The organism is Herbaspirillum rubrisubalbicans (assembly GCF_003719195.1).
GTDB classification, from domain to species: domain Bacteria; phylum Pseudomonadota; class Gammaproteobacteria; order Burkholderiales; family Burkholderiaceae_D; genus Herbaspirillum; species Herbaspirillum rubrisubalbicans.
This window is the reverse complement of sequence record NZ_CP024996.1, coordinates 792,764-813,488: the sequence shown is the minus strand read 5'-3', so window position 1 is coordinate 813,488 and position 20,725 is coordinate 792,764. Positions and strand designations below refer to the sequence as shown.

The 20,725-nt window shown below is 62.0% G+C and carries 15 protein-coding genes and 1 tRNA gene; 10 read left to right on the top strand and 6 right to left on the bottom strand.

Annotated elements, in window-relative coordinates:
• Complete coding sequence (locus RC54_RS03660) at positions 1 to 891, top strand: AEC family transporter (protein WP_058894289.1); 891 nt, start codon at positions 1 to 3, stop codon at positions 889 to 891.
• Between the two features lie 16 nt (positions 892 to 907).
• On the opposite strand, the gene queG is transcribed toward RC54_RS03660, so the two are convergent.
• Positions 908 to 2,038 (bottom strand): tRNA epoxyqueuosine(34) reductase QueG, encoded by a 1,131-nt coding sequence (gene queG, locus RC54_RS03655; RefSeq protein ID WP_061789293.1) that lies wholly within the window; start codon positions 2,036 to 2,038, stop codon positions 908 to 910.
• A gap of 45 nt (positions 2,039 to 2,083) precedes the next feature.
• Here queG and tsaE point away from each other — a divergent pair, with 45 nt between their 5' ends.
• Together tsaE and RC54_RS03645 are read left to right on the top strand one after the other, a co-directional pair.
• Positions 2,084 to 2,569 (top strand): tRNA (adenosine(37)-N6)-threonylcarbamoyltransferase complex ATPase subunit type 1 TsaE, encoded by a 486-nt coding sequence (gene tsaE / locus RC54_RS03650; protein ID WP_061789294.1) that lies wholly within the window; start codon positions 2,084 to 2,086, stop codon positions 2,567 to 2,569.
• The gene (locus RC54_RS03645; RefSeq protein WP_061789295.1) at positions 2,533 to 3,894 is read left to right on the top strand and encodes an N-acetylmuramoyl-L-alanine amidase; all 1,362 of its coding nucleotides are present in this window, start codon (positions 2,533 to 2,535) and stop codon (positions 3,892 to 3,894) included. The genes tsaE and RC54_RS03645 overlap by 37 nt, the downstream gene beginning before the upstream one ends.
• A gap of 76 nt (positions 3,895 to 3,970) precedes the next feature.
• On the opposite strand, the gene RC54_RS03640 is transcribed toward RC54_RS03645, so the two are convergent.
• Complete coding sequence (locus tag RC54_RS03640; RefSeq protein WP_058894285.1) at positions 3,971 to 4,633, bottom strand: VTT domain-containing protein; 663 nt, start codon at positions 4,631 to 4,633, stop codon at positions 3,971 to 3,973.
• Between the two features lie 483 nt (positions 4,634 to 5,116).
• On the opposite strand from RC54_RS03640, the gene RC54_RS03635 reads away from it, so the two are divergent.
• From RC54_RS03635 to RC54_RS03610, 7 genes are all read left to right on the top strand, one after another.
• Entirely contained in the window at positions 5,117 to 8,122 is a 3,006-nt protein-coding gene (locus tag RC54_RS03635) for a sensor domain-containing protein (RefSeq protein WP_061789296.1), read from the top strand.
• Between the two features lie 221 nt (positions 8,123 to 8,343).
• Complete coding sequence (locus RC54_RS25000) at positions 8,344 to 8,583, top strand: hypothetical protein (RefSeq protein ID WP_156425800.1); 240 nt, start codon at positions 8,344 to 8,346, stop codon at positions 8,581 to 8,583.
• Positions 8,576 to 10,549 carry a methyl-accepting chemotaxis protein gene (locus RC54_RS03630; protein WP_058894283.1) on the top strand — a complete coding sequence of 658 codons (1,974 nt, stop codon included), beginning with the start codon at positions 8,576 to 8,578 and terminating at the stop codon, positions 10,547 to 10,549. Before RC54_RS25000 ends, RC54_RS03630 begins: the two co-directional genes overlap by 8 nt.
• A gap of 138 nt (positions 10,550 to 10,687) precedes the next feature.
• Positions 10,688 to 12,625, top strand: a complete 1,938-nt coding sequence (gene mutL / locus RC54_RS03625) for a DNA mismatch repair endonuclease MutL (protein ID WP_174526084.1) — start codon at positions 10,688 to 10,690, stop codon at positions 12,623 to 12,625.
• A gap of 11 nt (positions 12,626 to 12,636) precedes the next feature.
• Complete coding sequence (miaA, locus tag RC54_RS03620) at positions 12,637 to 13,593, top strand: tRNA (adenosine(37)-N6)-dimethylallyltransferase MiaA (protein ID WP_061789298.1); 957 nt, start codon at positions 12,637 to 12,639, stop codon at positions 13,591 to 13,593.
• Positions 13,594 to 13,686: 93 nt separating this feature from the next.
• Positions 13,687 to 13,763: transfer RNA gene (locus RC54_RS03615), tRNA-Met, on the top strand.
• Between the two features lie 460 nt (positions 13,764 to 14,223).
• Entirely contained in the window at positions 14,224 to 15,654 is a 1,431-nt protein-coding gene (locus RC54_RS03610) for a GGDEF domain-containing protein (protein WP_058894281.1), read from the top strand.
• A 70-nt stretch (positions 15,655 to 15,724) separates the two neighbouring features.
• On the opposite strand, the gene RC54_RS03605 is transcribed toward RC54_RS03610, so the two are convergent.
• From RC54_RS03605 to RC54_RS03590, 4 genes are all read right to left on the bottom strand, one after another.
• Positions 15,725 to 16,915 carry an AGE family epimerase/isomerase gene (locus RC54_RS03605; protein WP_061789318.1) on the bottom strand — a complete coding sequence of 397 codons (1,191 nt, stop codon included), beginning with the start codon at positions 16,913 to 16,915 and terminating at the stop codon, positions 15,725 to 15,727.
• Positions 16,916 to 16,941: 26 nt separating this feature from the next.
• On the bottom strand, positions 16,942 to 17,952 hold the full coding sequence (locus RC54_RS03600; RefSeq protein ID WP_061789299.1) for an ABC transporter permease subunit: 1,011 nt from the start codon (positions 17,950 to 17,952) through the stop codon (positions 16,942 to 16,944).
• Positions 17,953 to 17,972: 20 nt separating this feature from the next.
• On the bottom strand, positions 17,973 to 19,562 hold the full coding sequence (locus tag RC54_RS03595) for a sugar ABC transporter ATP-binding protein (RefSeq protein ID WP_058894279.1): 1,590 nt from the start codon (positions 19,560 to 19,562) through the stop codon (positions 17,973 to 17,975).
• A gap of 113 nt (positions 19,563 to 19,675) precedes the next feature.
• Complete coding sequence (locus tag RC54_RS03590; RefSeq protein WP_061789300.1) at positions 19,676 to 20,626, bottom strand: ABC transporter substrate-binding protein; 951 nt, start codon at positions 20,624 to 20,626, stop codon at positions 19,676 to 19,678.
• Between the last annotated feature and the right edge of the window lie 99 nt (positions 20,627 to 20,725).

Here is a 20,725-nt window from a genome sequence, read left to right as displayed (position 1 = left end):
ATGGAAGTCCTCAATCTCCTGCTGCCGGACTTCAGCCTGATCGCGCTCGGGGTGCTGATCTATCGCATCAGCAACTGGGGCGATGATTTCTGGGCCGGCATGGAAAAGCTGGTCTATTTCCTGCTGTTCCCGGCCTTGCTGTTCTATTCCACGGCACGCCTGAAGGTCGATCTCTCGGTCACCGGCGGCATGGTGCAGACCGGCGTGGGCGCACTCATAGTGGGGATCGCCCTGACCTGGCTGGGCAAACCCCTGCTGCGCGCCACGCCCATGACCTATGCATCAGGGATGCAGTGCGCCTACCGCTTCAATTCCTATATCGCCCTGGCGTTGGCCACCCGCATGGCCGGCGAAGAAGGGGCCGGGCTGATGGCCATCCTGCTGGGCTTTGGCGTACCCCTTTGCAATATCGCCGCGGTGCACGCGTTGGCACCGAAGAACGGCAATCTGCTGCGCGAACTGGCCAAGAATCCCTTGCTGGTGGCGACGGCCGGAGGCCTGACGTTTTCTGCACTGGGGCTGCACCTGCCGGAAGTGGCCAGCGTGGTGCTCTCGCGCCTGGGGGCAGCCTCCATTGCGCTGGGCCTGCTGATGGTGGGCGCCGGTCTGCGCCTGTCGGGCCTGAAGGAAAGCAAGCTGGTGGTAGGCTGGTTCATCCTCATCAAACTCGTTGCTGTGCCACTGGTGGCCTATGCCATTGGCAACTGGCTGCACCTGCCCCCGCTGCAATTGCGCATCGTGGTGTTGTTCTGCAGCCTGCCTACCGCCTCCAGCGCCTATATCCTGGCCGCACGCATGGGCGGCAATGGACCGTTCACGGCTTTCCTGATTTCCTTTGGCACGCTGCTCTCGGCGCTGACCATCCCGGTCTGGCTGACGCTGGTGCATTGAAGCTTGGCCGCGGGCGCTAGGCGATACCGTGCCGCGCCAGTGCCCATCGCACATGCTCGACCACCAGCGATGAGGGATGATCCAGCCGCGCACGCAAGGCTGCCACGATGGCCACATCGCCCCGGTAATCGGAGGCATCGGCGGCATTGCCCAAGCCCACGGCCAGATTGCGCAGCCAGCGTTCATGACCGATGCGGCGAATCGCACTGCCCTCGGTATTTTTCAGGAACTGGTCTTCACTCCAGTCGAACAACTCGACCAGGCTGGCACTGTCGAGTCCGTGGCGCGGGTCGAAGTCGGGCAGGCTGGCGCGCTGGGCGAACTTGTTCCATGGGCAGTAGAGCTGGCAGTCGTCGCAACCATAGATACGGTTGCCAATCAGGGGCCGTAGGTCTTGCGGGATGCTGCCCTTGAGTTCGATGGTCAGGTAGGAGATGCAACGCCGCGCATCCAGTTCATAAGGTGCAACGATGGCGCCAGTCGGGCAAGCCGTGATGCAGGCGCTGCATTGGCCACAATGTGAACTCACGGGAGCATCGACCGGCAACGGCAAGTCGGTCAGCATCTCCCCCAGGAAGAACATGGAGCCAGCTTCCCGGTGCAGCAGCAGCGTGTGCTTGCCGCGCCAGCCCAGCCCGGCCTTCTCGGCCAGGGCCACTTCCATGACCGGGGCCGAATCGGTGAAGACACGATAGCCGAAGGTACCGATGCGACCTTCGATGCGGGTGGCCAGTTGCTGCAGGCGGGCGCGCAAGACCTTGTGGTAGTCGCGTCCGCGAGCATAGATCGAAACCTGGGCGGCAGCCGGGTCGGCGCTGCGGGCTTCTTCCCGGCTGCGCCAGTCAGGCGCGTCGGCCTGGCTGGCCGCCGGCAGGTAGGGCATCCGCACGCTGACCACGCGTACCGTGCCAGGTACCAGTTCGGCCGGGCGTACACGTTTCAGGCCGTGGCTTGCCATATAATCCATCTCGCCGTGGTAGCCCTTGTCCAGCCAGGCCTGGAAGCCCGCTTCACGATGCGCCAGGTCGACATCGGCGATGCGCACCTCGGCAAACCCCAGCTCCCGGCCCCAGGCCTTGATGGTGGCAGCCAGTGCCGCCAGGAAGGCGGGATCGGCCAGATCGACAGGGACGGTATGAGCGGACATGAAGCGTTGAATGTTGAACCAGTGATTCAGAATGACCTAAAAAGTATGCCGCGACTCCATCTCCATCTGCCCGACGAAGCCGCCACCGCGCGCCTGGGCGCCGACCTGGCCCAGGCGCTGGCACCGGGTCTGGCGATCTACCTGCACGGCGACCTCGGGGCCGGCAAGACCGCCCTCACCCGCGCCCTGCTCCATGCGGCGGGCTACCAGGGACGGGTCAAGAGCCCGACCTACACGCTGGCGGAGCCTTATGAAGTATTGTTCGCAGGGCGCATGGTAACAGTCATCCACTTCGATCTGTACCGCATGTCCAGCCCGGAGGAATTCCTCGATGCCGGTTTTCGTGAACATTTCAACGAAAACACCGTCTGTATCGTCGAATGGCCCGAAAAGGGCGATCCGGTGTTGCCGCCACCGGACATACACGTCAACCTGACGCTTGCAGGTGACGGTCGTGATGTAGAATTGCGTGCGTTGTCCGACAAGGGTCATCAATGTCTCGCTCGCCTGAAATTCGCCCCCAACCTGTGAAGTCCAAAACCCGCCGCACCATCTTGAAAGCCGGCGGCGCGTTGTTCGTCTCCGTCATCACGCCGCTGCCCGCCATGGCCTCGCAGATCCTGGCCGTGCGCGTCTGGCCGTCGGAGGACTACACCCGCGTCACGCTGGAAAACGACAGCGACCTCAAGGTCACGCACTTCGTGGTCAAGAACCCGGATCGCCTGGTGGTGGACATCGAGGGCATCGATCTCAACTCCACCCTGAAGGACCTGGTGGCCAAGATCCAGCCCAACGATCCCTACATCAAGCAGGTGCGCGTGGGCCAGAACCGGCCCAGCGTGGTGCGCCTGGTGTTCGACCTGAAGGATGAAATCAAGCCACAGGTGTTCACCCTGGCCCCGGTGGGCGAGTACAAGTACCGTTTCGTCATCGACCTGTACCCGGCTACACCGCCAGACCCGATCGCCGCCCTGATCCAGAAGGGCGAGTGGAACAAGGACACGCCGGCGGCCCCGCCGCTGGCGCAGGGACCGACCCCGCCATCCAAGCCCGATCCGGCGCCGCTGGCTGAACTCAAGCCGCAGCCGGACGACAAGAACGAGCGCAACCCCAAGGTAGTGCCGGATGAGCAGCGGATGCAGCTGACCCGCATGATCACCATCGCCCTGGACCCCGGCCACGGCGGCGAAGACCCCGGGGCCACTGGCGCACGCGGCAACCACGAGAAGGATGTGGTGCTGTCCATCGCCAAGCGCTTGAAACGCAAGATCGAGCAACACCCCAACATGCGCGTCATGCTCACCCGTGACGCCGACTTCTTCGTACCGCTCGGCCAGCGCGTGGTCAAAGCGCGCAAGGTGCAGGCCGACCTGTTCGTGTCGATCCATGCGGATGCCTTCGTGCAACCGACCGCACGCGGTTCGTCGGTGTTCGCCCTGTCGGAAAAGGGCGCCAGTTCCACCGCTGCGCGCTGGCTGGCCAACAAGGAGAATTCGGCCGACCTGATCGGGGGGGTCAACATCAAGACCCATGACCGCCAGTTGGCCAGCGTACTGCTGGACCTATCGACCACGGCACAGATCAATGACAGCCTGCGCGTGGGCAATGCGGTGTTAAAGGAAATCGGTGGCATCAACAAGCTGCACAAGGGCTCGGTGGAACAGGCCGGCTTTGCGGTCCTGAAGGCGCCGGACATCCCCAGCATCCTGATCGAGACCGCCTTCATCTCCAACCCGGAAGAAGAAGCCAAGCTCACCGACGACCACTACCAGGACCAGATGGCCGATGCCATCCTCACCGGTATTCGCAACTACTTCGCCAAGAATCCGCCGCTGGCCAAGAACCGCATGACCTGACACGGCTCCCTGAGCCCAGGAGATAAAAAACCCGGCGCTGGCAACAGGCCGGTTTTTTCTTCGTGATGCGCCAAACTCAGGCGTTGCTGACCTTGCGCTTGCCGCGCAGCTTGCGCCACAACTGCCACAACACTCCCAGCACGATGGGAATGACCGCACCGATCAAGCCCACCAGGACCAGCGTATTGAGGTTCTGCTGCACCACCGGGATATTACCGAACAAATAACCCAGCACCACCAGGCCCACCACCCACAGGAAGGCACCCAGCACGTTGAACAACTGGAAGCGGCCGAAACTCATGGCCGACACACCCGCGATGAAGGGTGCGAAGGTGCGCACGATGGGAGTGAAACGGGCGATCACGATGGTCTTGCCACCGTGTTTTTCGTAGAAGGCATGGGTCTTGCGGATGGCTTCTGGATTGAGCCAGCGGTAGTTGTGGGTATAGACACGATGCCCGACCCAGCCACCGATCCAGTAGTTGAGGGTATTGCCGGCGACCGCTGCAGCCACCAGCAGGCTCATCAGCAACCAGATATCCATGGCTCCCATGGCACAGAAGGTACCAGCGATAAATAGCAAGGAGTCGCCCGGCAGGAAAGGCAACACCACCAGCCCGGTCTCGCAGAACACGATCAGGAACAACACTGCATAAATGAGCGCGCCATACTGTTCGATCAGGACACCCAGGTATTTGTCCACGTGCACCAGCACGTCCAGCAACTGCAGATAATCCATAAAACCCAATCGTTGGTGATTCATCGATGCCGTGGCTCCCCATTGCCGCGCGGCCGGATATTCTCACCGACAAGGAAAGCCGGGAAGATATCGCGCAGGCGCAGCCATGTACGCCTGCGCAGGCATCATACAACACTCCCCCCGGCCCGACTCAAGAACGCCGGCTGGCGGTCGATAAAAAGAGAGATGAAAGCGGCGGAACACAAAGCTCACAAAAGCTCGCGCACCCGTTACCCAGCGCCATACAGAGCGCTAGAAGAGCGCGCACAACGTGAGCGATTTGGCATATGATCAAGTCAGCTTTCTTCGGTTTCCAAACAAAATATATGCATTGCGATGCATGTTTTACCGTCATGGTCCGCTAGCCACCGGGATAGGCAACGGACAATGCGGGCCCGTGTGGGACGCTAAGGCGATGGCCACTGCGCACTGCATGAGGCAAGACGCGCGGCAAGCGTCATGACTGGCCACAGGGGGCGCGGTATGGGGAGTCAGGAATCATTCGCAGGCCAATTCGATCAGCAGCCTGATGTGCTGCGTGATCGTCCCAGCCTGCATGAAGAAGAACGCGAAGCCTTGTTGGGGGCCTTGTGGCGTTGCATGGCCATTCTCGAATTGGCCGCCGATGGCACGGTACTGGAAGCCAATGACAATTTACTGGCCATGCTGGGCTACCAGCGTCACGAACTGGTCGGCCAGCACCACCGGATGCTATGCGATCCCGCCTACGTCGGCACCGACGACTACCAGCAATTCTGGCAGCACCTGCGCCAGGGCGAAGTGATCGCTGGCACTCTGCAACGACGTCGCGTCGATGGTACTACGGTCTGGCTGGAAGCCTTGTGCAGCCCCATCCTGGACCACTGCGGCCAATTGCAGAAGGTCATCTCGGTAGCCGCCGACATCAGTTCCCACATCGACGACTCGCGCCACAGCAACAACGTGTTGAGTGCCCTGAACCGTTCGCTGGGCGTGATCGAACTCTCGCCCGAAGGGCGCATTCTGGCCGTCAACCGCAATTACCTCAAGACCATGGAATACCTGGCCGAGGACTTGCTGGGCCAGCCCCACAGCGTGTTGTGCGATCCCGACTATGCCGGCAGCGAGCAATACGCTGCCTTCTGGCGCGATGTCTGCAATGGCCGCTTCTTCTCCGGTCGCTTCCCGCGGCGCACCCGTAGCGGGCGCATCATCTGGTGGGAGGCCACCTATTCGCCGCTGCTGGATGTGCATGGCAAGGCCGAACGCGTCATCTGCATCGGCAACGATGTTACCTATCGCGTCACCCGCGAAAAAAGCGACCGCGAGCACCTGCACCTGCTCTCGCTGGGCATCAACGAAACCGACAATGCAGTACTCATCACCGATGAAAAGAACCGCATCGTCTTCCACAACACCGGCTTCACCCGCATGTTGGGCTTCCAGAGCCAGCAAGTGATCGGCAAGCTGCCACGCGAGCTGTTCGCCAACCACCCCAGCTTCGTCAAATCCATTGAGCGCTGCCACGGAGAACTGCTGCAAGGGCACAGCTTCCATACCGAAGAACTGATCCACGACTTCCACGACCAGCCGGTGTGGATCTCGGCGGTGACCAATCCCATCCTTGACACAGCGGGGCGGCTCATCAATGCAGTCTGCGTGATGACCGACATCACCAATACCAAGGTGCATGAAGTCTTGCAGTACCGCGTACTCAACGCCATGGCGCGCGACGCTTCCCTGCCAGAACAAATGAGCCTGCTGTGCGAGGAAGTGGAACGGGTGGCGCCCGAGGTGATTGCCTCGGTACTGCGGGTCGATGAACAGGGTCGCCTGCACACGCTGGCCGCCCCCAGTCTGCCGGACATCTATACGCGCGCCATCGAAGGCCTGCAGATCGGCCCGCTGGTAGGCGCTTGTGGCAGCGCTGCCTTTACGGGTGAAGCAGTCATCTCGGAGGACATCGCCAGCGACCCGCGCTGGAGCGAATTCAAGGAACTGGCCCTGGACCACGGCCTGCACGCCTGCTGGTCGACCCCGATCAAGTCGGCTGACGGCAAGGTCATCGGCACCTTCGGTTTCTATTTCCGCCAGCCGCGCCAGCCCAGCGCCTTTCATCACCTGCTGGTGGATGCCGGCCTGCACCTGTGCGCGCTGGCTATCGAGCGCGAAGCCTCGCGCGCGCGCATCCATCAGTTGGCTTTCTACGATTCGCTGACCGGCCTGCCCAACCGCAGCCTGCTGCTGGTCCAAGCCGGCCAGGCGATCGCCACCGCCGAGCGCGACCACAACACGGTGGCGGTGATGTTCATCGACCTGGACCGCTTCAAGCAGGTCAACGATTCGCTGGGCCATCAGGCCGGTGATGAATTGCTGCGCACGGTGGCCACGCGCCTGCAATCGCAGGCCCGACGCTCGGATATCGTCGGCCGCCTCTCAGGCGACGAATTCGTGGTGGTGCTGACCCAATATGAACCCGAGCATCTGGCCGACGTGGTCAAGCGCGTCCAGGAACGCCTGGCCATGCCCTGCCACATCAACGGCACGCCGCTGAACCCTTCGGCCAGCATCGGTGTGGCCTTGTTCCCCACTAACGGCCACGACATCGAAACCTTGCTGCACCGCGCCGACATCGCCATGTACCAGGCCAAAGCGGTCAATCGGGGGCGTTTCAGCTTCTTCAGCGAAGAAATGAACAGTCTGGCCCAGGAGCGTCTGGCACTGGAAAGTGCACTGCGCGATGCCCTGCGCAGCGGGGATCTGGAATTGCATTTTCAGCCCCAGATCAACCTGCATGACCGCAGCCTGTACGGGGTGGAAGCCCTGGCACGCTGGCATGATGCGCAATTGGGCCAGATTTCCCCGGGCCGCTTCATTCCGATTGCCGAGCAATGCGGCCTGATCGGCGAACTGGGCAAGTGGGCGCTGGAAGAGGCCTGCTTCCAGCTCTCCGACTGGCGTCGCCGCGGCATTCAGATCCCGACCATCTCGGTGAACCTGTCGGCCACCAATTTCCACGACCTGGAATTGCCGCAATTCGTCACCGGCCTGCTACGCCGCTATAACCTGGTGAGCACCGACCTGACCCTGGAGATCACCGAAACCGTCCTGATGGACACCAACCCCAGCACCAGCCAGACCATCTCGGCCGTACACGCGCTGGGTATCCCGCTGGCCATGGACGATTTCGGCACCGGTTATTCCAGCCTGGGCTACCTGCGCAAACTGCCGGTCTCGGAACTGAAGCTGGACCAGAGCTTCGTGCGCGACATGGCCAAGGATGAAGCCGTGAGCGCCTTGACCAATGCCGTCATCCGCATCGGCGAAAGTCTCAAGCTCACCGTAGTGGCCGAAGGCGTGGAAGATGCCGACCAGTACCGGCTGCTGGTCAGCCAGGGCTGCGACGTGGCCCAGGGCTATTACTTTTCGCGACCGATGTCGGCCCATCAGCTGGAAGGCTGGGTGCGGGAATATCGTTGCGATGCCAACAACCCGAAACCCGGAAATTAAAAGGCCGCAGCGAAGCAAATGGCACTGGCGTGAAGGCCGATAATTTCATGCCGAAAATGCACTTTCCCGGTGGAAAAACAACAGCACAGTTGAATGTGGGCGCAAACATTCGAAGTAATTTGATTTAACGCAAAAACCTGACGATATACTGACGTCCTTCCTCGCAAGTACCGCGATTTCCAGCATCAGCGTCAGACCTCCATAAAGGAGTCTGGCATATCGTGACCGCCCTTCATTGCCGATTCGGCAATCCGATTTCATCAGGCCGCTCCTCAGGCCAGGTTGCTATCGGTTCGCTGGTCCGTGTTGCAGGACTTTCCGACGACGGCAACCCAGGAGGGTCCATCGGAAGCGTATTGAGCAAACCCATGCAGCAAGCGCAGCCGATCCTTCAAGAGTTTTCCGTTCGGCATTTGCTTTCCACATCACGTTTATTCAAGAACAACAACATCCATGGCTAATCCTCTGTCTGGTGCGCCCCGCGCATCCCTTTTCCACCGCTCGGTAGGTGCAAAACTGACTGCCATGACGGTCGCCCTGGTGGGTATCGTCTTCGTGATCGCGCTGATGCTGATCACTTACTCCGCCTCGCGCATGGTGGAACGCAGTTCGGTCGAACAAATGAACCACGACGCGCGCGGTGTGGCCGACATGGTCGGCCTCTTCGACCGCTCCGTGAACAGCCAGGTGGACCGCTTCTCGACCATGTTCGATAAAGAATTCGGCAAGCTGAACCTGGATGAAAGTCGTACCGTGCAGATCGGCGATCGCGCCACCCCGGTATTGAGCAATGATGGGCGCGAACTGAACCTGGACTTTTCCCTTCCCGACCGCTTCACCGCCCGCACTGGAGTGACGGCCACCATCTTTGCCAAGACCGGTGAAGATTTCGTGCGTGTATCGACCTCGGTGAAGAAGGAAAACGGCGAACGTGCCATCGGTACCCTGCTTGACCGCAACCATCCTGGCTACGCCGCCCTCAAGTCCGACAAGGCCTATAGCGGCCTGGCCACGCTGTTCGGCAAGCAATACATCACCAAATACGTACCGATCAAGAACGACGCCGGCCAGATCATCGCCGCACTCTACGTGGGCATCGACATCTCGGCCGATGTGAAGGCCTTGAAGGATCAGATCAAGTCGCTCAAGATCGGTGCCACCGGCAACTTCTTCGCCTTGAACGGCCGCGAAGGCAAGGACCAGGGCGTGATGATCGCCGGCGCTGCGCGGGAAGGCAAGGAAGAAGGTGGCAACCTGCTGGAGGCCAAGGACGCCAGCGGCGACACCTATATCAAGACACTGGTGCAACAAAAGCAGGGCGAGCTGCGCTACACCGCTGCCGATGGCCGCAAGAAAATCGCAGTGTTCACCCACTATGCGCCGTGGAACTGGGTCATCGTGGGCGAAGCGGCAGTCGATGAGATCACCAGCGAAGTCAATGACATGCGCAATCTCTACGTCGGCCTGGGCTTGTTGTTCCTGGCCGTGCTGGCAGTGATCCTGACGGTGATGATCAACCGCATGGTGACCCGTCCGCTGGATGCCGTCTGCCAGGCCGCCGACCGCATTGCCGGGGGGGACCTCACCACCCGCCTGCACGTCCACAGCAGCGACGAGATCGGCCGCCTGATGGGCGCCTTCAACGGCATCAGCATGGGCTTGTCGGAAGTGGTCTCGAGCGTGCGCGCCGGTACCGAGGAAATCAACACCGCTGCTAGCGAGATCGCCGCCGGCAACCTCAACCTTTCCGCGCGTACCGAACAGCAAGCCGGCGCCCTGGAAGAAACCGCCTCGGCCATGGAAGAACTGACCTCCACCGTCAAGCAAAATGCCGCCAATGCCATCCAGGCCGATGAGCTGGCCGGTTCCGCCTCGGAAGTAGCCAGCCATGGCGGAGAGGTCGTGGGCCAGGTGGTGCAGACCATGGACGCCATCAACAGCTCCTCGCAACGCATTGTCGACATCATCAGCGTGATCGACGGTATCGCCTTCCAGACCAATATCCTGGCGCTCAATGCGGCAGTGGAAGCCGCGCGTGCGGGAGAACAGGGGCGCGGCTTTGCCGTGGTCGCCACCGAAGTGCGCACGTTGGCCCAGCGCAGCGCTGCAGCCGCCAAGGAAATCAAGGAACTGATCGATGCGTCGGTACAGACCGTGGCCGGTGGCGGCCAGCTGGTGACCCAGGCCGGCAACACCATGAACGATGTGGTCTCCAGCGTGCAGCGCGTCTCCACCGTCATCAGCGAAATCACCACGGCCAGCCGCGAGCAGAGCGAAGGCATCGACCAGATCAACCGCGCCATCGCGCAGATGGATGAGAGCACCCAGCAGAATGCCGCACTGGTGGAGCAGGCCGCAGCGGCCGCACAATCGCTGCAGCAGCAAGCCGAGCGATTGGCAGCAGCGGTCAGCACCTTCCGCGTATAAGGAAACGATTTATATCGTTTCCAAAAATGACAGAGATGGTTTTTCCAACTGGAAAACTTGATCTTCCAGCATCACATGAAGCCGCCTGCGGGCGGCTTCTTCACATCGAGCCAGCACCACCAGCGGTATAATCCGGCCATGAACGCACCGCATTCCCCTACTGTTTCCGAGTCTTCCCTTTCCTATCGCCCCATCCAGGCGCTGCCCGATCAACTGATCTCGCAGATCGCTGCCGGCGAGGTGATCGAACGCCCCTCTGCGGTGGTCAAGGAATTGCTGGAAAATGCACTCGATGCTGGCTCTACCCAGATCACCGTGCGCCTGGAACAAGGCGGAGTCAAGCGCATCGCCATCACTGACAATGGCCGAGGGATCCCGCCGGACCAGTTGCCGCTGGCGCTGGCGCGCCACGCGACCTCCAAGATCGCCTCGCTGACCGACCTGGAAAATGTCTCGACCCTGGGCTTTCGCGGCGAAGCGCTGGCCTCGATTGCTTCCGTGGCGCAACTGACCGTCACCAGCCGCACCGCCGATGCCCCGCACGCTTGGGAAATCACCGGCTCCCAATTTGGTACCGTGGCCCCGGCCTCGGGTGCGCAGGGGACCACCATCGACGTGCAGGACCTGTACTTCAACACTCCCGCGCGTCGCAAATTCCTCAAGTCCGAACAGACCGAATACGGCCACTGCGCCGAGGTCGTGCGTCGCATCGCGCTGGCACGCCCGGATGTGAGCTTCTCGCTGTCGCACAATGGCAAGACGGTCGACCACTGGAACGTGGGCGAATTTGCCAAGCGCAGCGCCCACATCCTCGGCGACGAATTCGCCAACGCCCGCCTGCCGCTTGATGAGAGCGCCGGCCCCCTGCGCCTGCATGGCTTCGTCGGCCTGCCCACGGCCTCCAAGGCGCGCGCTGACGGCCAGTACTTCTACGTCAATGGCCGCTTCGTGCGCGACAAACTGCTCACCCATGCAGTGCGCGCAGCCTACCAGGACGTGCTGCATGGCGACCGTTATCCGTCCTATGCACTTTCGCTCACGCTGGACCCGGCGCTGGTGGACGTGAACGTCCACCCCTCCAAGATCGAAGTGCGTTTTCGTGACAGCCGCGCGGTGCACCAGTTCGTGTTCCATGCGGTCTCGCGCACGCTGGCACAGACTTCCGCCGTCTCCTTCGGCAACCTGCCGCAACAGCCTGGTGAAGCATCCGAAGAGCTCGCCGTCCAACCTGCTGCAACCGGGCCGAACGCCCCCCTGCCCTGGATGCGCGAGCAGAAACAGCAGAGCTTCTCCGCCCAGTTCGCCGAACAGCCACGCCCGTTCTCCTTCGGCGGCAACAGCGGCTTTGGCATCCGTCAGGACCGGGCGGCCTACGGCAAAATGTTCCGCAGCGAACCGACCTCCGATGCGGATGGCGGCGCAGCCACCCGCGGTACGGCAGACCAATTCAGCAGCGCCCCCGCACCGGTCGCCGCCCCGCTGCCCGAGGGCGATTTCCCGTTGGGCTTCGCACTGGCACAATTGCACGGCATCTACGTGCTGGCGCAAAACCAGGCCGGCCTGGTGGTGGTGGACATGCACGCCGCCCACGAACGCATCCTGTATGAACAATTGAAGACGGCGCTCGACGGCAACGAGATGTTCGTGCAGCCACTGCTGATCCCGGTGACCTTCTACGCCGACCCGGTCGAAGTGGGCACGGTGGAAGAGCACCAGGAAACCCTGTCTGCGCTGGGCTTCGACATCGCCGTGATGTCGCCCACCACACTGGCCGTGCGTGCCGTACCGGCGCTGCTCAAGAATGCCGACGCCCAGACCCTGGCGCGCGACGTACTGCGCGATGTGCGCGAATACGGCGGCTCACGCGTGCTGCTGGAGCGCCGCAACGAACTGCTCGGCACCCTGGCCTGCCATACCGCCGTGCGCGCCAACCGCAGCCTGACCCTGCCCGAGATGAACGCCCTGTTGCGCCAGATGGAAGCCACCGAGCGCTCTGACCAATGCAACCATGGTCGCCCGACCTGGACCCAGATGGGCTTGTCGGACCTGGACAAGCTCTTCCTGCGCGGCCAGTGAGGGGAGGCAGGATGAACATGCGCCTGCCCCTGGCGATAGCCATCATGGGCCCCACCGCCTCCGGCAAGACGGCCGCCGCGCTGGAGATTGCCCGCCATCTGCCCTGCGAAATCATTTCCGTCGATTCCGCGCTGGTCTATCGCGGCATGGATATCGGCACGGCCAAACCCAGCGCCGAAGAGCTGGCGGCCGTGCCGCACCACCTCATCGACATCATCGATCCCACCGCTGCCTACTCGGCCATGCAATTCCGCCAGGATGCGCTACGCCTGACGCGGGAGATTGCCGCACGCGGCAAGCTGCCCTTGCTGGTGGGCGGCACCATGCTCTACTTCAAGGTCTTGCGCGATGGCCTCGATGAGCTGCCGCAAGCCGATCCTGCCCTGCGCGCGCAACTGGACCAACAAGCGGCCGAATTCGGAATGCCGGCCATGCACGCCAGGTTGGCTGCATTGGACCCAGTGACTGCGGCCCGCCTGAAGCCCACCGACAGTCAACGCATCCAGCGGGCGCTGGAAATCACGCTGCTGACCGGGCAACCGATGTCGTCGCTGTTGTCGCAAAAGCCGGCCGAACCACTGCCGTTCGAATTGCTGCCGCTGGCGCTGGAACCCAGCGAACGCGCTGTCCTGCATGAGCGCATCGCGCTGCGCTTCGACCTGATGCTGCGCGACGGCGCCCTGCAACGCGAAGTGGCCGCCCTGCGCGAGCGCGGCGATCTGCACCTGGGCCTGCCCTCGATGCGCTGCGTCGGTTACCGGCAGATGTGGGAATACCTGGACGGCAGCATCGATGTCGCCACGCTGCGCGAAAAAGGCATCGCCGCCACCCGCCAGTTGGCCAAGCGGCAGTTGACCTGGCTGCGCTCCATGCCGGAGCGCATCAGCATCGACTGCAACCGCCCGGACGCCACCGCTGAGGTACTCATGCAGGTACGACAGGCAGTGGCCGAACACCGCACCGCATGAGCCTGAAACGGCTGTGGATACATTGAATAGGAAAACACGGAAAAAGTATTGACAAAAGCCGCCCAGACGACTATAGTCTCGGGCTTGCCTCCTGGTGATATAGCTCAGCTGGTTAGAGCACAGCACTCATAATGCTGGGGTCGGTGGTTCAAGTCCACCTATCACCACCAGATACCCGTCGCTGCATGTGCAATCATGCGTATGCGGCGCCGTCCGAAAAACCCGCCTCTTCGAAAGAAGGGCGGGTTTTTTGTTGTTGGCGCAATGTCCCCCATTTCGCAACCCTCATCAATCCTCGCAGCACGGCGACAGCGGTCGTTCAATAAACCACACGTCGACACACATCGCGCCATTTCCACAAAACCGAACTGTTAAAATTTACCCCGCTTATAACAAGGCCAGCACAAGGCCCATCAATACCTTAGCGGGAGGAAATTCCATGAGGCAGTCTCATGCCTTACCAATACCCAGCATCCTGCCCGATGCGGCAGTACAGTGCCTGGTGCCTTGCCCTTATGCGCAACACACAGGCGCTGCTGCCCATCCTGCGGCAACGATGTCCGCCTGCTGCACCCCTACTGCATCCCGCGGCACCAACCATTCCTGAGCAAAGCATCCCCCCGCAAGAACATGAATTTGCTCTCCAAAAATTCTCTGGCAGTCCACCTGCTGCGCATCATTTTCGGAAGTTACTTTTTAGTGACGCTCATCGTCACCTGCCTCCAGTTGGGTGCCGAGTATGAACATACACAATCGGGCGTGGACAATGAATTGCGCGCCATGGAGCAGACCTTCGGCGCCAGCCTGGCCAGCTCCACCTGGCGCTTCCAGGGCGATGTGCAAAAAGCCACCCTGCGCGGCATCAGCAACCTGCCAGTGGTCACCGGAGTGAAGATCGAAGATCCACAAGGGCGGTTGGTAATGGCACTGGGCAACATCATCGAGCAGGATGGCAGTCACATCCATGTCGATAGCGACGGTGCCCGCAGCGCGCTGCAGCCGGGCTTCTTCGATGCCGCCACCAGTCATCGCTTTCCCATCCTCTATCGCGATGAACATGGGGTTACTCACGACATCGGCGCATGGACCGTGTATTCCAGCCGGCATGTCGTCATCAAAAAAGTGGCCTACGGTTTCACGCTGATCCTGATCAACTCGATCATCAAGACATTGGTGCTGTGGTTCATCTTCCTCTACGTGTTCAATCGCTGGCTGGGGCAGCCGATCGCGCAACTGGCCGACTTCGTGAGCGGACAGAACCTGAGCCAGCCCGATGCATCCCAGCATCCGCAATCGCCCCAAAGCATCTACCTGCCGGGCAAGCAGCGTCATGAGCTGCACTTCCTGGCAGAAGCCATCAACGCCATGCTGTCCAACCTGCGCAAACGAGCCGCGCAGAACCGCGCACTCTATGCGCAACTGGAACAGGAAAAGGAATCGCTGCGCCTGCTCAACAAATCGCTGGAGTTGCGCATCGCCGAGCGCACGCATGACCTGGCCCAGGCCAATGAACGCTTGCGTTCCCTCAGTCTCACCGATGGCCTCACCGGGATCGCCAATCGGCGCAGCTTCGATGAAACGCTGGACCAGGAATGGCGACGCAGCGTGCGTCATGCCAGACCGCTGACGGTGGCCTTCATCGATGTGGACTGGTTCAAGCCCTATAACGACCACTACGGCCACGTGGCCGGGGACGCCGTGCTGCGCCAAGTGGCGCAGACCCTGCAAGAGACCATCGGCCGCGCCGGCGAAACCGTGGCGCGCTACGGCGGCGAAGAATTCGCGGTGATTGTGAGCGATACCGATGGCCAGCACGGGTTGCAGATCGTACAGCGCATGTGCGATGCCATCTATGCGCTCGATCTGCCGCACGCCGGATCACTCCTCGGACGCCTTACCATCAGCTGCGGGGTCGCCTCCTGCATCCCGGCACATCCCGAGGCGCGCCTGGAAACCTTGATGCAGGCCGCCGATGCCGCGCTCTACCAGGCCAAAACGGCAGGTCGCAATCGGGTGCTGATGGCGCCACCGGTGTCGCCACCGCCCGCTCCGTCCGAATAAATCTGTACATGCACTCCAAGCTTGTCCGTATTCCCATCGCTGCGTTGAAGACCCGCTGCATTACCGACAGCTAGTCGTCCAGTCCGCCTGCTTCCATCACATCCCAGCAGGCCCCCATGGTGTGGTAGTCGACCTTGCCCGCAGGTGATTTGGTATCTTCCAGTTTGCTTCCATCGGCCGCCAGGATGCGGAACCACGCGCCGTATTGATGATCGACCAGATGCGCCCAGCTCCACGCCCAGATCGCGTGATACTGGGCCCGGAAGCGCTCCTCGCCAGTGACCCGCCACAAGCGCCAGGCGCTGGCGAAGGATTCGGCCTGGACCCAGAAATACTTGTCGCTGTCATAGGGCTGCAGCGCGGGATCGAAGCCGTAGATCAGGCCACCATGTTGCGCATCCCAGCCATGCTCCCAGGCTGCCGTCTGCAACTCGGCCGCGCGCGCAATGTATTCTGGGCGTGGCTCGTGGCCGTGTGCAATCAATAGCAGCTTGGCCCACTCGGTCTGATGGCCGGTCTGGAACCCCCATGGCTTGAAGATGTTGTCGCGATTGCCGCGGTTGTAGTCGTGGTCCAGCGACCAGTCGGCGCGGTAATGTTCCCAGACCATGTCCTGCGATTGCCGCGCCAGGTCAAAGACGAAACGCTCGATCAGCAACTGTGCCCGCTCAAGGTAGAGCGCACGGCCAGTGGCGGCATAGGCGGCCAGGCAGGCTTCACACATGTGCATGTTGGCGTTCTGGCCGCGATAGGCGATCAATTCTCCGGCTGCGGTGATCTCATCGGCATAGGCCGCATGGGCGGGTTCGAAGAAGGCGCCTTCCATGCGAGCAAAAGCCTGCGCCACCTGCTCGGCATCACACAGACCGATGCGATGCGCATGAGCCTGGGCCAGCAGCACGAATGCCTGGCCATAGGCCATCACGGTGCCATCCTTGATGCGGTCATCGCGCAAGGTCCAGGCATACAGCCCGGCCAGCGGCCCCTGTCGATGACGGAACCGCTCCAGGTGTGCCAGCGCATGGCGCGCCTGTTGCAGGTAACGGGGCTGGCCGGTGTGGGTGTAGGCCATGGCTTGCGTGAAGACCAAGCGCGTGGCGCTGACCAGGTGCCGGTGGCTGTGCTCATAGACGCTGCCATCGTCCTTCAGGTAGTGGAAGAAGCCGCCTTGCGGATCGATGGCGTGGCGATCATAGAAGGCCAGCGTATCGGCCACGTGCGCCTGCAGGAAACGGCGGCTTGCGAAGTCGGGATGGGACATGAGGTCTCCGATGTCGGTTGCGGGCTTCATTGGGTCGCATCCTTCTGGCGCCACTTGTCCAGGATCACCGCCAGCACGATCACCGCGCCCTTGGCCACGTATTGCCAGAAAGACGACAAGCCCAGGATGGTCAATCCATTGTTCATCACGCCAATGATGAGCGCCCCCACCACCGTCCCCCAGATGGTGCCGACGCCCCCCATCAGACTGGTGCCGCCCAGCACCACCGCAGCAATCGCATCGAGCTCGTAGCCGCTGCCCCAATTACCGTTGGCACCATACAGGCGACTGGTCGACATGGCGCCGGCCAGTCCTGAGAACAGGCCGCTGATCGAATAGACGAACAGCAAGACCAACCCCACGCGAATGCCGGTCAGGCGCGCTGCCTGCAGGTTGCCGCCGATGGCGTAGATATGCATCCCCAGCACCGTCTTGCGCAGGATCACCCAGGACAGCAACACCACTGCCACGGCGACCCAGATCAGCCAGGGCACGCGCAGGAAGTCACCATTGCCGATCCATTCGAAACTGGGAATGTCGCTGTTCAAGACCGTGGTGCCATCGGCCAGCAGATAGGCCGCGCCTCGGAAGGCCGTCATCGTGCCCAGCGTGACCACGAAGGCATTGATGTTGAGGAAAGCCACCATGGCGCCATTGACCATGCCCATCACCAGCCCTGACACGATGAACATGGGTATGGACCAGCCGGGTGCGGCACTCAAGGAGACCTGCATTCCCAGCACCGCCGAAACCGCCAGCACCGAACCTACCGACAGGTCGATGCCGGCGGTGAGGATGACGAAGGTCATGCCCGCCGCCAGCACCAGATTGATGGCCACCTGGCGCAGGATGTTCATGGTGTTTTCGGTGGTGGCGAAGTTGGAGCCGCCATCGCCACTCAGGTAGATCGTCAGCGCATAGAACAGCAGGTACAGCACTACCAGCACCGGCAACATGCCCAGCCGGTGCAGCAGCCATTGCGAGACCGAGGAAGAAGAGCGCGCTGCAACCGCCGCGCCGGCATCGTTTTTATGCATAGGAATGAGGTCAGCCATGACTAAAAGGAATGGGAAGAACGAGAAGAATCTGGGCTCTCCGAACGCTGCGAGGCCATGGCGCCATGATTCTGCGCCGCGCTCAGACCAGCCGTGTCGGTGGCCAGGTGCATGATGCTTTCCTGGGTAATGGCCGCACCGGACAATTCGCCCGTGATGCTCCCCTCACGCATGACCAGCACGCGGTCGCAGATGCCGATGATTTCCGGCAATTCGCTGGAGATGACCACGACCGCCACGCCCTGCTCGGCCAGCTTGTGGATAAGTTGATAGATCTCGCTCTTGGCATAGATATCCACACCCCGCGTGGGCTCATCCAGGATCAAGACCTTGGGGGCGATCTCCAGCCAGCGCGCCAGCAAGACCTTTTGCTGATTGCCACCGGAGAGCTTGCCCACGGCGACATCGGGATGGGCGACCTTGACGTTGAGGCGTCGTATCGATGCCTGCGCCACGCCTCGCAGCGCCCGACTGCGTACCAGTCCCAACCGGGCATGACGACCAGCTACGTTCATGGTGGCATTGGTGCCCACGGCCATCTGCAGGAACAGCCCCTGGCCCTTGCGATCTTCCGGCACATAGGCGATGCCGGCACGCATGGCCGCGCGCGGCTCATCGATCTGCAAGGCCTGGTCGCCGAGCAGGATCTGACCGCCACTCCTGGCGTCAGCGCCGAAGAGCAGCCGCGCCAGCTCGGTGCGCCCAGCCCCGACCAGTCCGGCAAAACCGAGCACCTCGCCGGCCCGTACTGTGAAGGAAGCCGGCTTGACCCTGCCACCGGCCAGGTCCTGCACCTGCAAGACGGTAGGCAGCGCGGCGGCCTGCTCTGGCGCCATGCGCTGATGCTGGTAGAACTCACCCAGCGAGCGGCCCACCATCATCTGCACGATGCGCTCGGAATCGATTTGCTCACGCGTCAGTTCGCCCACGAAGCTGCCATCGCGCAGCACCGTCACGCGGTCGGCCAAGGCATACACCTCGGCCATGCGGTGGCTGATGTAGATGATGGCCAGACCTTCGTCGCGCAGGCGGCGCACCACGCCAAACAGATGTTCGGTCTCCCGTTCGGAGAGCGCCGCAGTCGGCTCATCCATGATGACGATGCGGCTGCGATGCACCAGGGCACGGGCGATTTCGACCTGCTGTTGTTCGGCAATGGAAAGTCGCCCGGCGCGGTCCGAGGCGCGGAAGGCTGCGCCCAGTTGGGACAGGACGGCATCGGTGCGCTTGCGCATGGCAGCGTGATCGATCAGGCCCCAGCGCGTGCGCAATTCGCTGCCCATGAAGACATTGGCGGCCACGCTGATGTTGGGTGCGACGGCCAGTTCCTGATAGATGAGGTTGATGCCGGCTGCACGACTGGCACCGGGGTCGCGCAGCGCGACCGGCTTGCCGTCGAGCAGGATGTCACCGCGGTCGGGCGCGTGTACCCCGGAAAGCACTTTCATCAGCGTGCTCTTGCCGGCACCGTTCTCACCCATGAGGGCATGGATCTCGCCGGGGCGGATGGTCAGATGCATCTCCGACAACGCACGCGTGGCCCCGAAGGACTTGCTGATGCCGGTCATCTGCAGGATGGGAGTGGAAGTCATGGCGAAAAGAGGAAGACGGCAACATCGTCCGTGCACAGCCGCTTACGGCGACCCGGCATGGACACCGGCGCCGGCTTGCCCGCAATGTGCGGCAAGCCGGCGTGCGTACGGCCTCAGTTAGCCGGTACCCAGCCCTTGTAATCGGCTACGTTCTCGCGCGTGATCAGCTTGACCGGCAAGAGCTTGATGCTATTGGATGGCGGATGGCCATTCATCACCTGGTAACCGATGGCCACGCTTTCGGCGGCCATGCCATACGGATCCTGGGCCGGCGAGGCGGCGAACAGCGACTTGCTGTCCTTCAGAGCGCGCTCGGCATCGGGCGCACCATCCACGCCGGTGATGACCTTGATATCGCTACGCTTGGCCTGACGGATCGCCAGTTCCGCACCGATGGCGGTGGGATCGTTGATGGCGAAGACGCCATCGATCTTGGCGTGCGCTGCCAGCAGGTTGGACATGGTGGTCATGCCGCCATCGCGGCTGCCACCGGCGTTCTGGTTGTCGGAGAGGATCTTGATGCCGGGCGACTTCTTGAATTCGCTCTTGCAGCCGGTGACTCGATCCATCACGGCAGACACCGGCGGACCATTGACGATGACCACGTTGCCCTTGCCCTGCAGCTTGTCGGCGATGAACTTGCAGGATTGGGCGCCCGCCATGGTGTTGTCCGACATCACGGTCACGTCGGCTCCTTCAGCGGCCACATCCACCGCCACCACCACGATGCCAGCCTTCCTGGCTTTCTTCACGGCCGGGCCGACGCCCTTGGAGTCGGCTGCATTGAGCACGATCATGTCGACCTTGTTGGCGATGAAGTTCTCGATCTGGCCGACCTGGGTGTTGAGGTCGTACTTGGAAGAAACCACGGTCACCTTGGCCTCGGGATTGATCTTGTGCGCGCCACTTTCAGCGCCCTTGGCGATGGCCACGAAGAAGGGATTGGCCAGATCACCGAGGGTGACGCCGACCGACTTCAACGGTTTGTCGGCGGCTTGCGAAGAGGATGCGATGGCCGCCAGCGACAGGGTGGCACAGGCGATGGCGAGGGTGTTCTTGATCATGCTGGTCTCCGTTCTTTTTAGAGGGGGGATGGCTTGCTGCTTGTATCGTTACTTATCGCTACTTATCGGTGCTTATCGGTGCTTATCGGTGCTTATCGG

Coding starts and splice junctions, on each gene's coding strand:
- RC54_RS03590 (WP_061789300.1), bottom strand. CDS start 20,626: ATGATCAAGAACACCCTCGCCATCGCCTGTGCCACCCTGTCGCTGGCG.
- tsaE (WP_061789294.1), top strand. CDS start 2,084: ATGCCGCGACTCCATCTCCATCTGCCCGACGAAGCCGCCACCGCGCGC.
- queG (WP_061789293.1), bottom strand. CDS start 2,038: ATGTCCGCTCATACCGTCCCTGTCGATCTGGCCGATCCCGCCTTCCTG.
- RC54_RS03635 (WP_061789296.1), top strand. CDS start 5,117: ATGGGGAGTCAGGAATCATTCGCAGGCCAATTCGATCAGCAGCCTGAT.
- mutL (WP_174526084.1), top strand. CDS start 10,688: ATGAACGCACCGCATTCCCCTACTGTTTCCGAGTCTTCCCTTTCCTAT.
- RC54_RS03630 (WP_058894283.1), top strand. CDS start 8,576: ATGGCTAATCCTCTGTCTGGTGCGCCCCGCGCATCCCTTTTCCACCGC.
- RC54_RS03610 (WP_058894281.1), top strand. CDS start 14,224: ATGAATTTGCTCTCCAAAAATTCTCTGGCAGTCCACCTGCTGCGCATC.
- RC54_RS03640 (WP_058894285.1), bottom strand. CDS start 4,633: ATGGATTATCTGCAGTTGCTGGACGTGCTGGTGCACGTGGACAAATAC.
- miaA (WP_061789298.1), top strand. CDS start 12,637: ATGAACATGCGCCTGCCCCTGGCGATAGCCATCATGGGCCCCACCGCC.
- RC54_RS03660 (WP_058894289.1), top strand. CDS start 1: ATGGAAGTCCTCAATCTCCTGCTGCCGGACTTCAGCCTGATCGCGCTC.
- RC54_RS03605 (WP_061789318.1), bottom strand. CDS start 16,915: ATGTCCCATCCCGACTTCGCAAGCCGCCGTTTCCTGCAGGCGCACGTG.
- RC54_RS03595 (WP_058894279.1), bottom strand. CDS start 19,562: ATGACTTCCACTCCCATCCTGCAGATGACCGGCATCAGCAAGTCCTTC.
- RC54_RS03600 (WP_061789299.1), bottom strand. CDS start 17,952: ATGCATAAAAACGATGCCGGCGCGGCGGTTGCAGCGCGCTCTTCTTCC.
- RC54_RS03645 (WP_061789295.1), top strand. CDS start 2,533: ATGTCTCGCTCGCCTGAAATTCGCCCCCAACCTGTGAAGTCCAAAACC.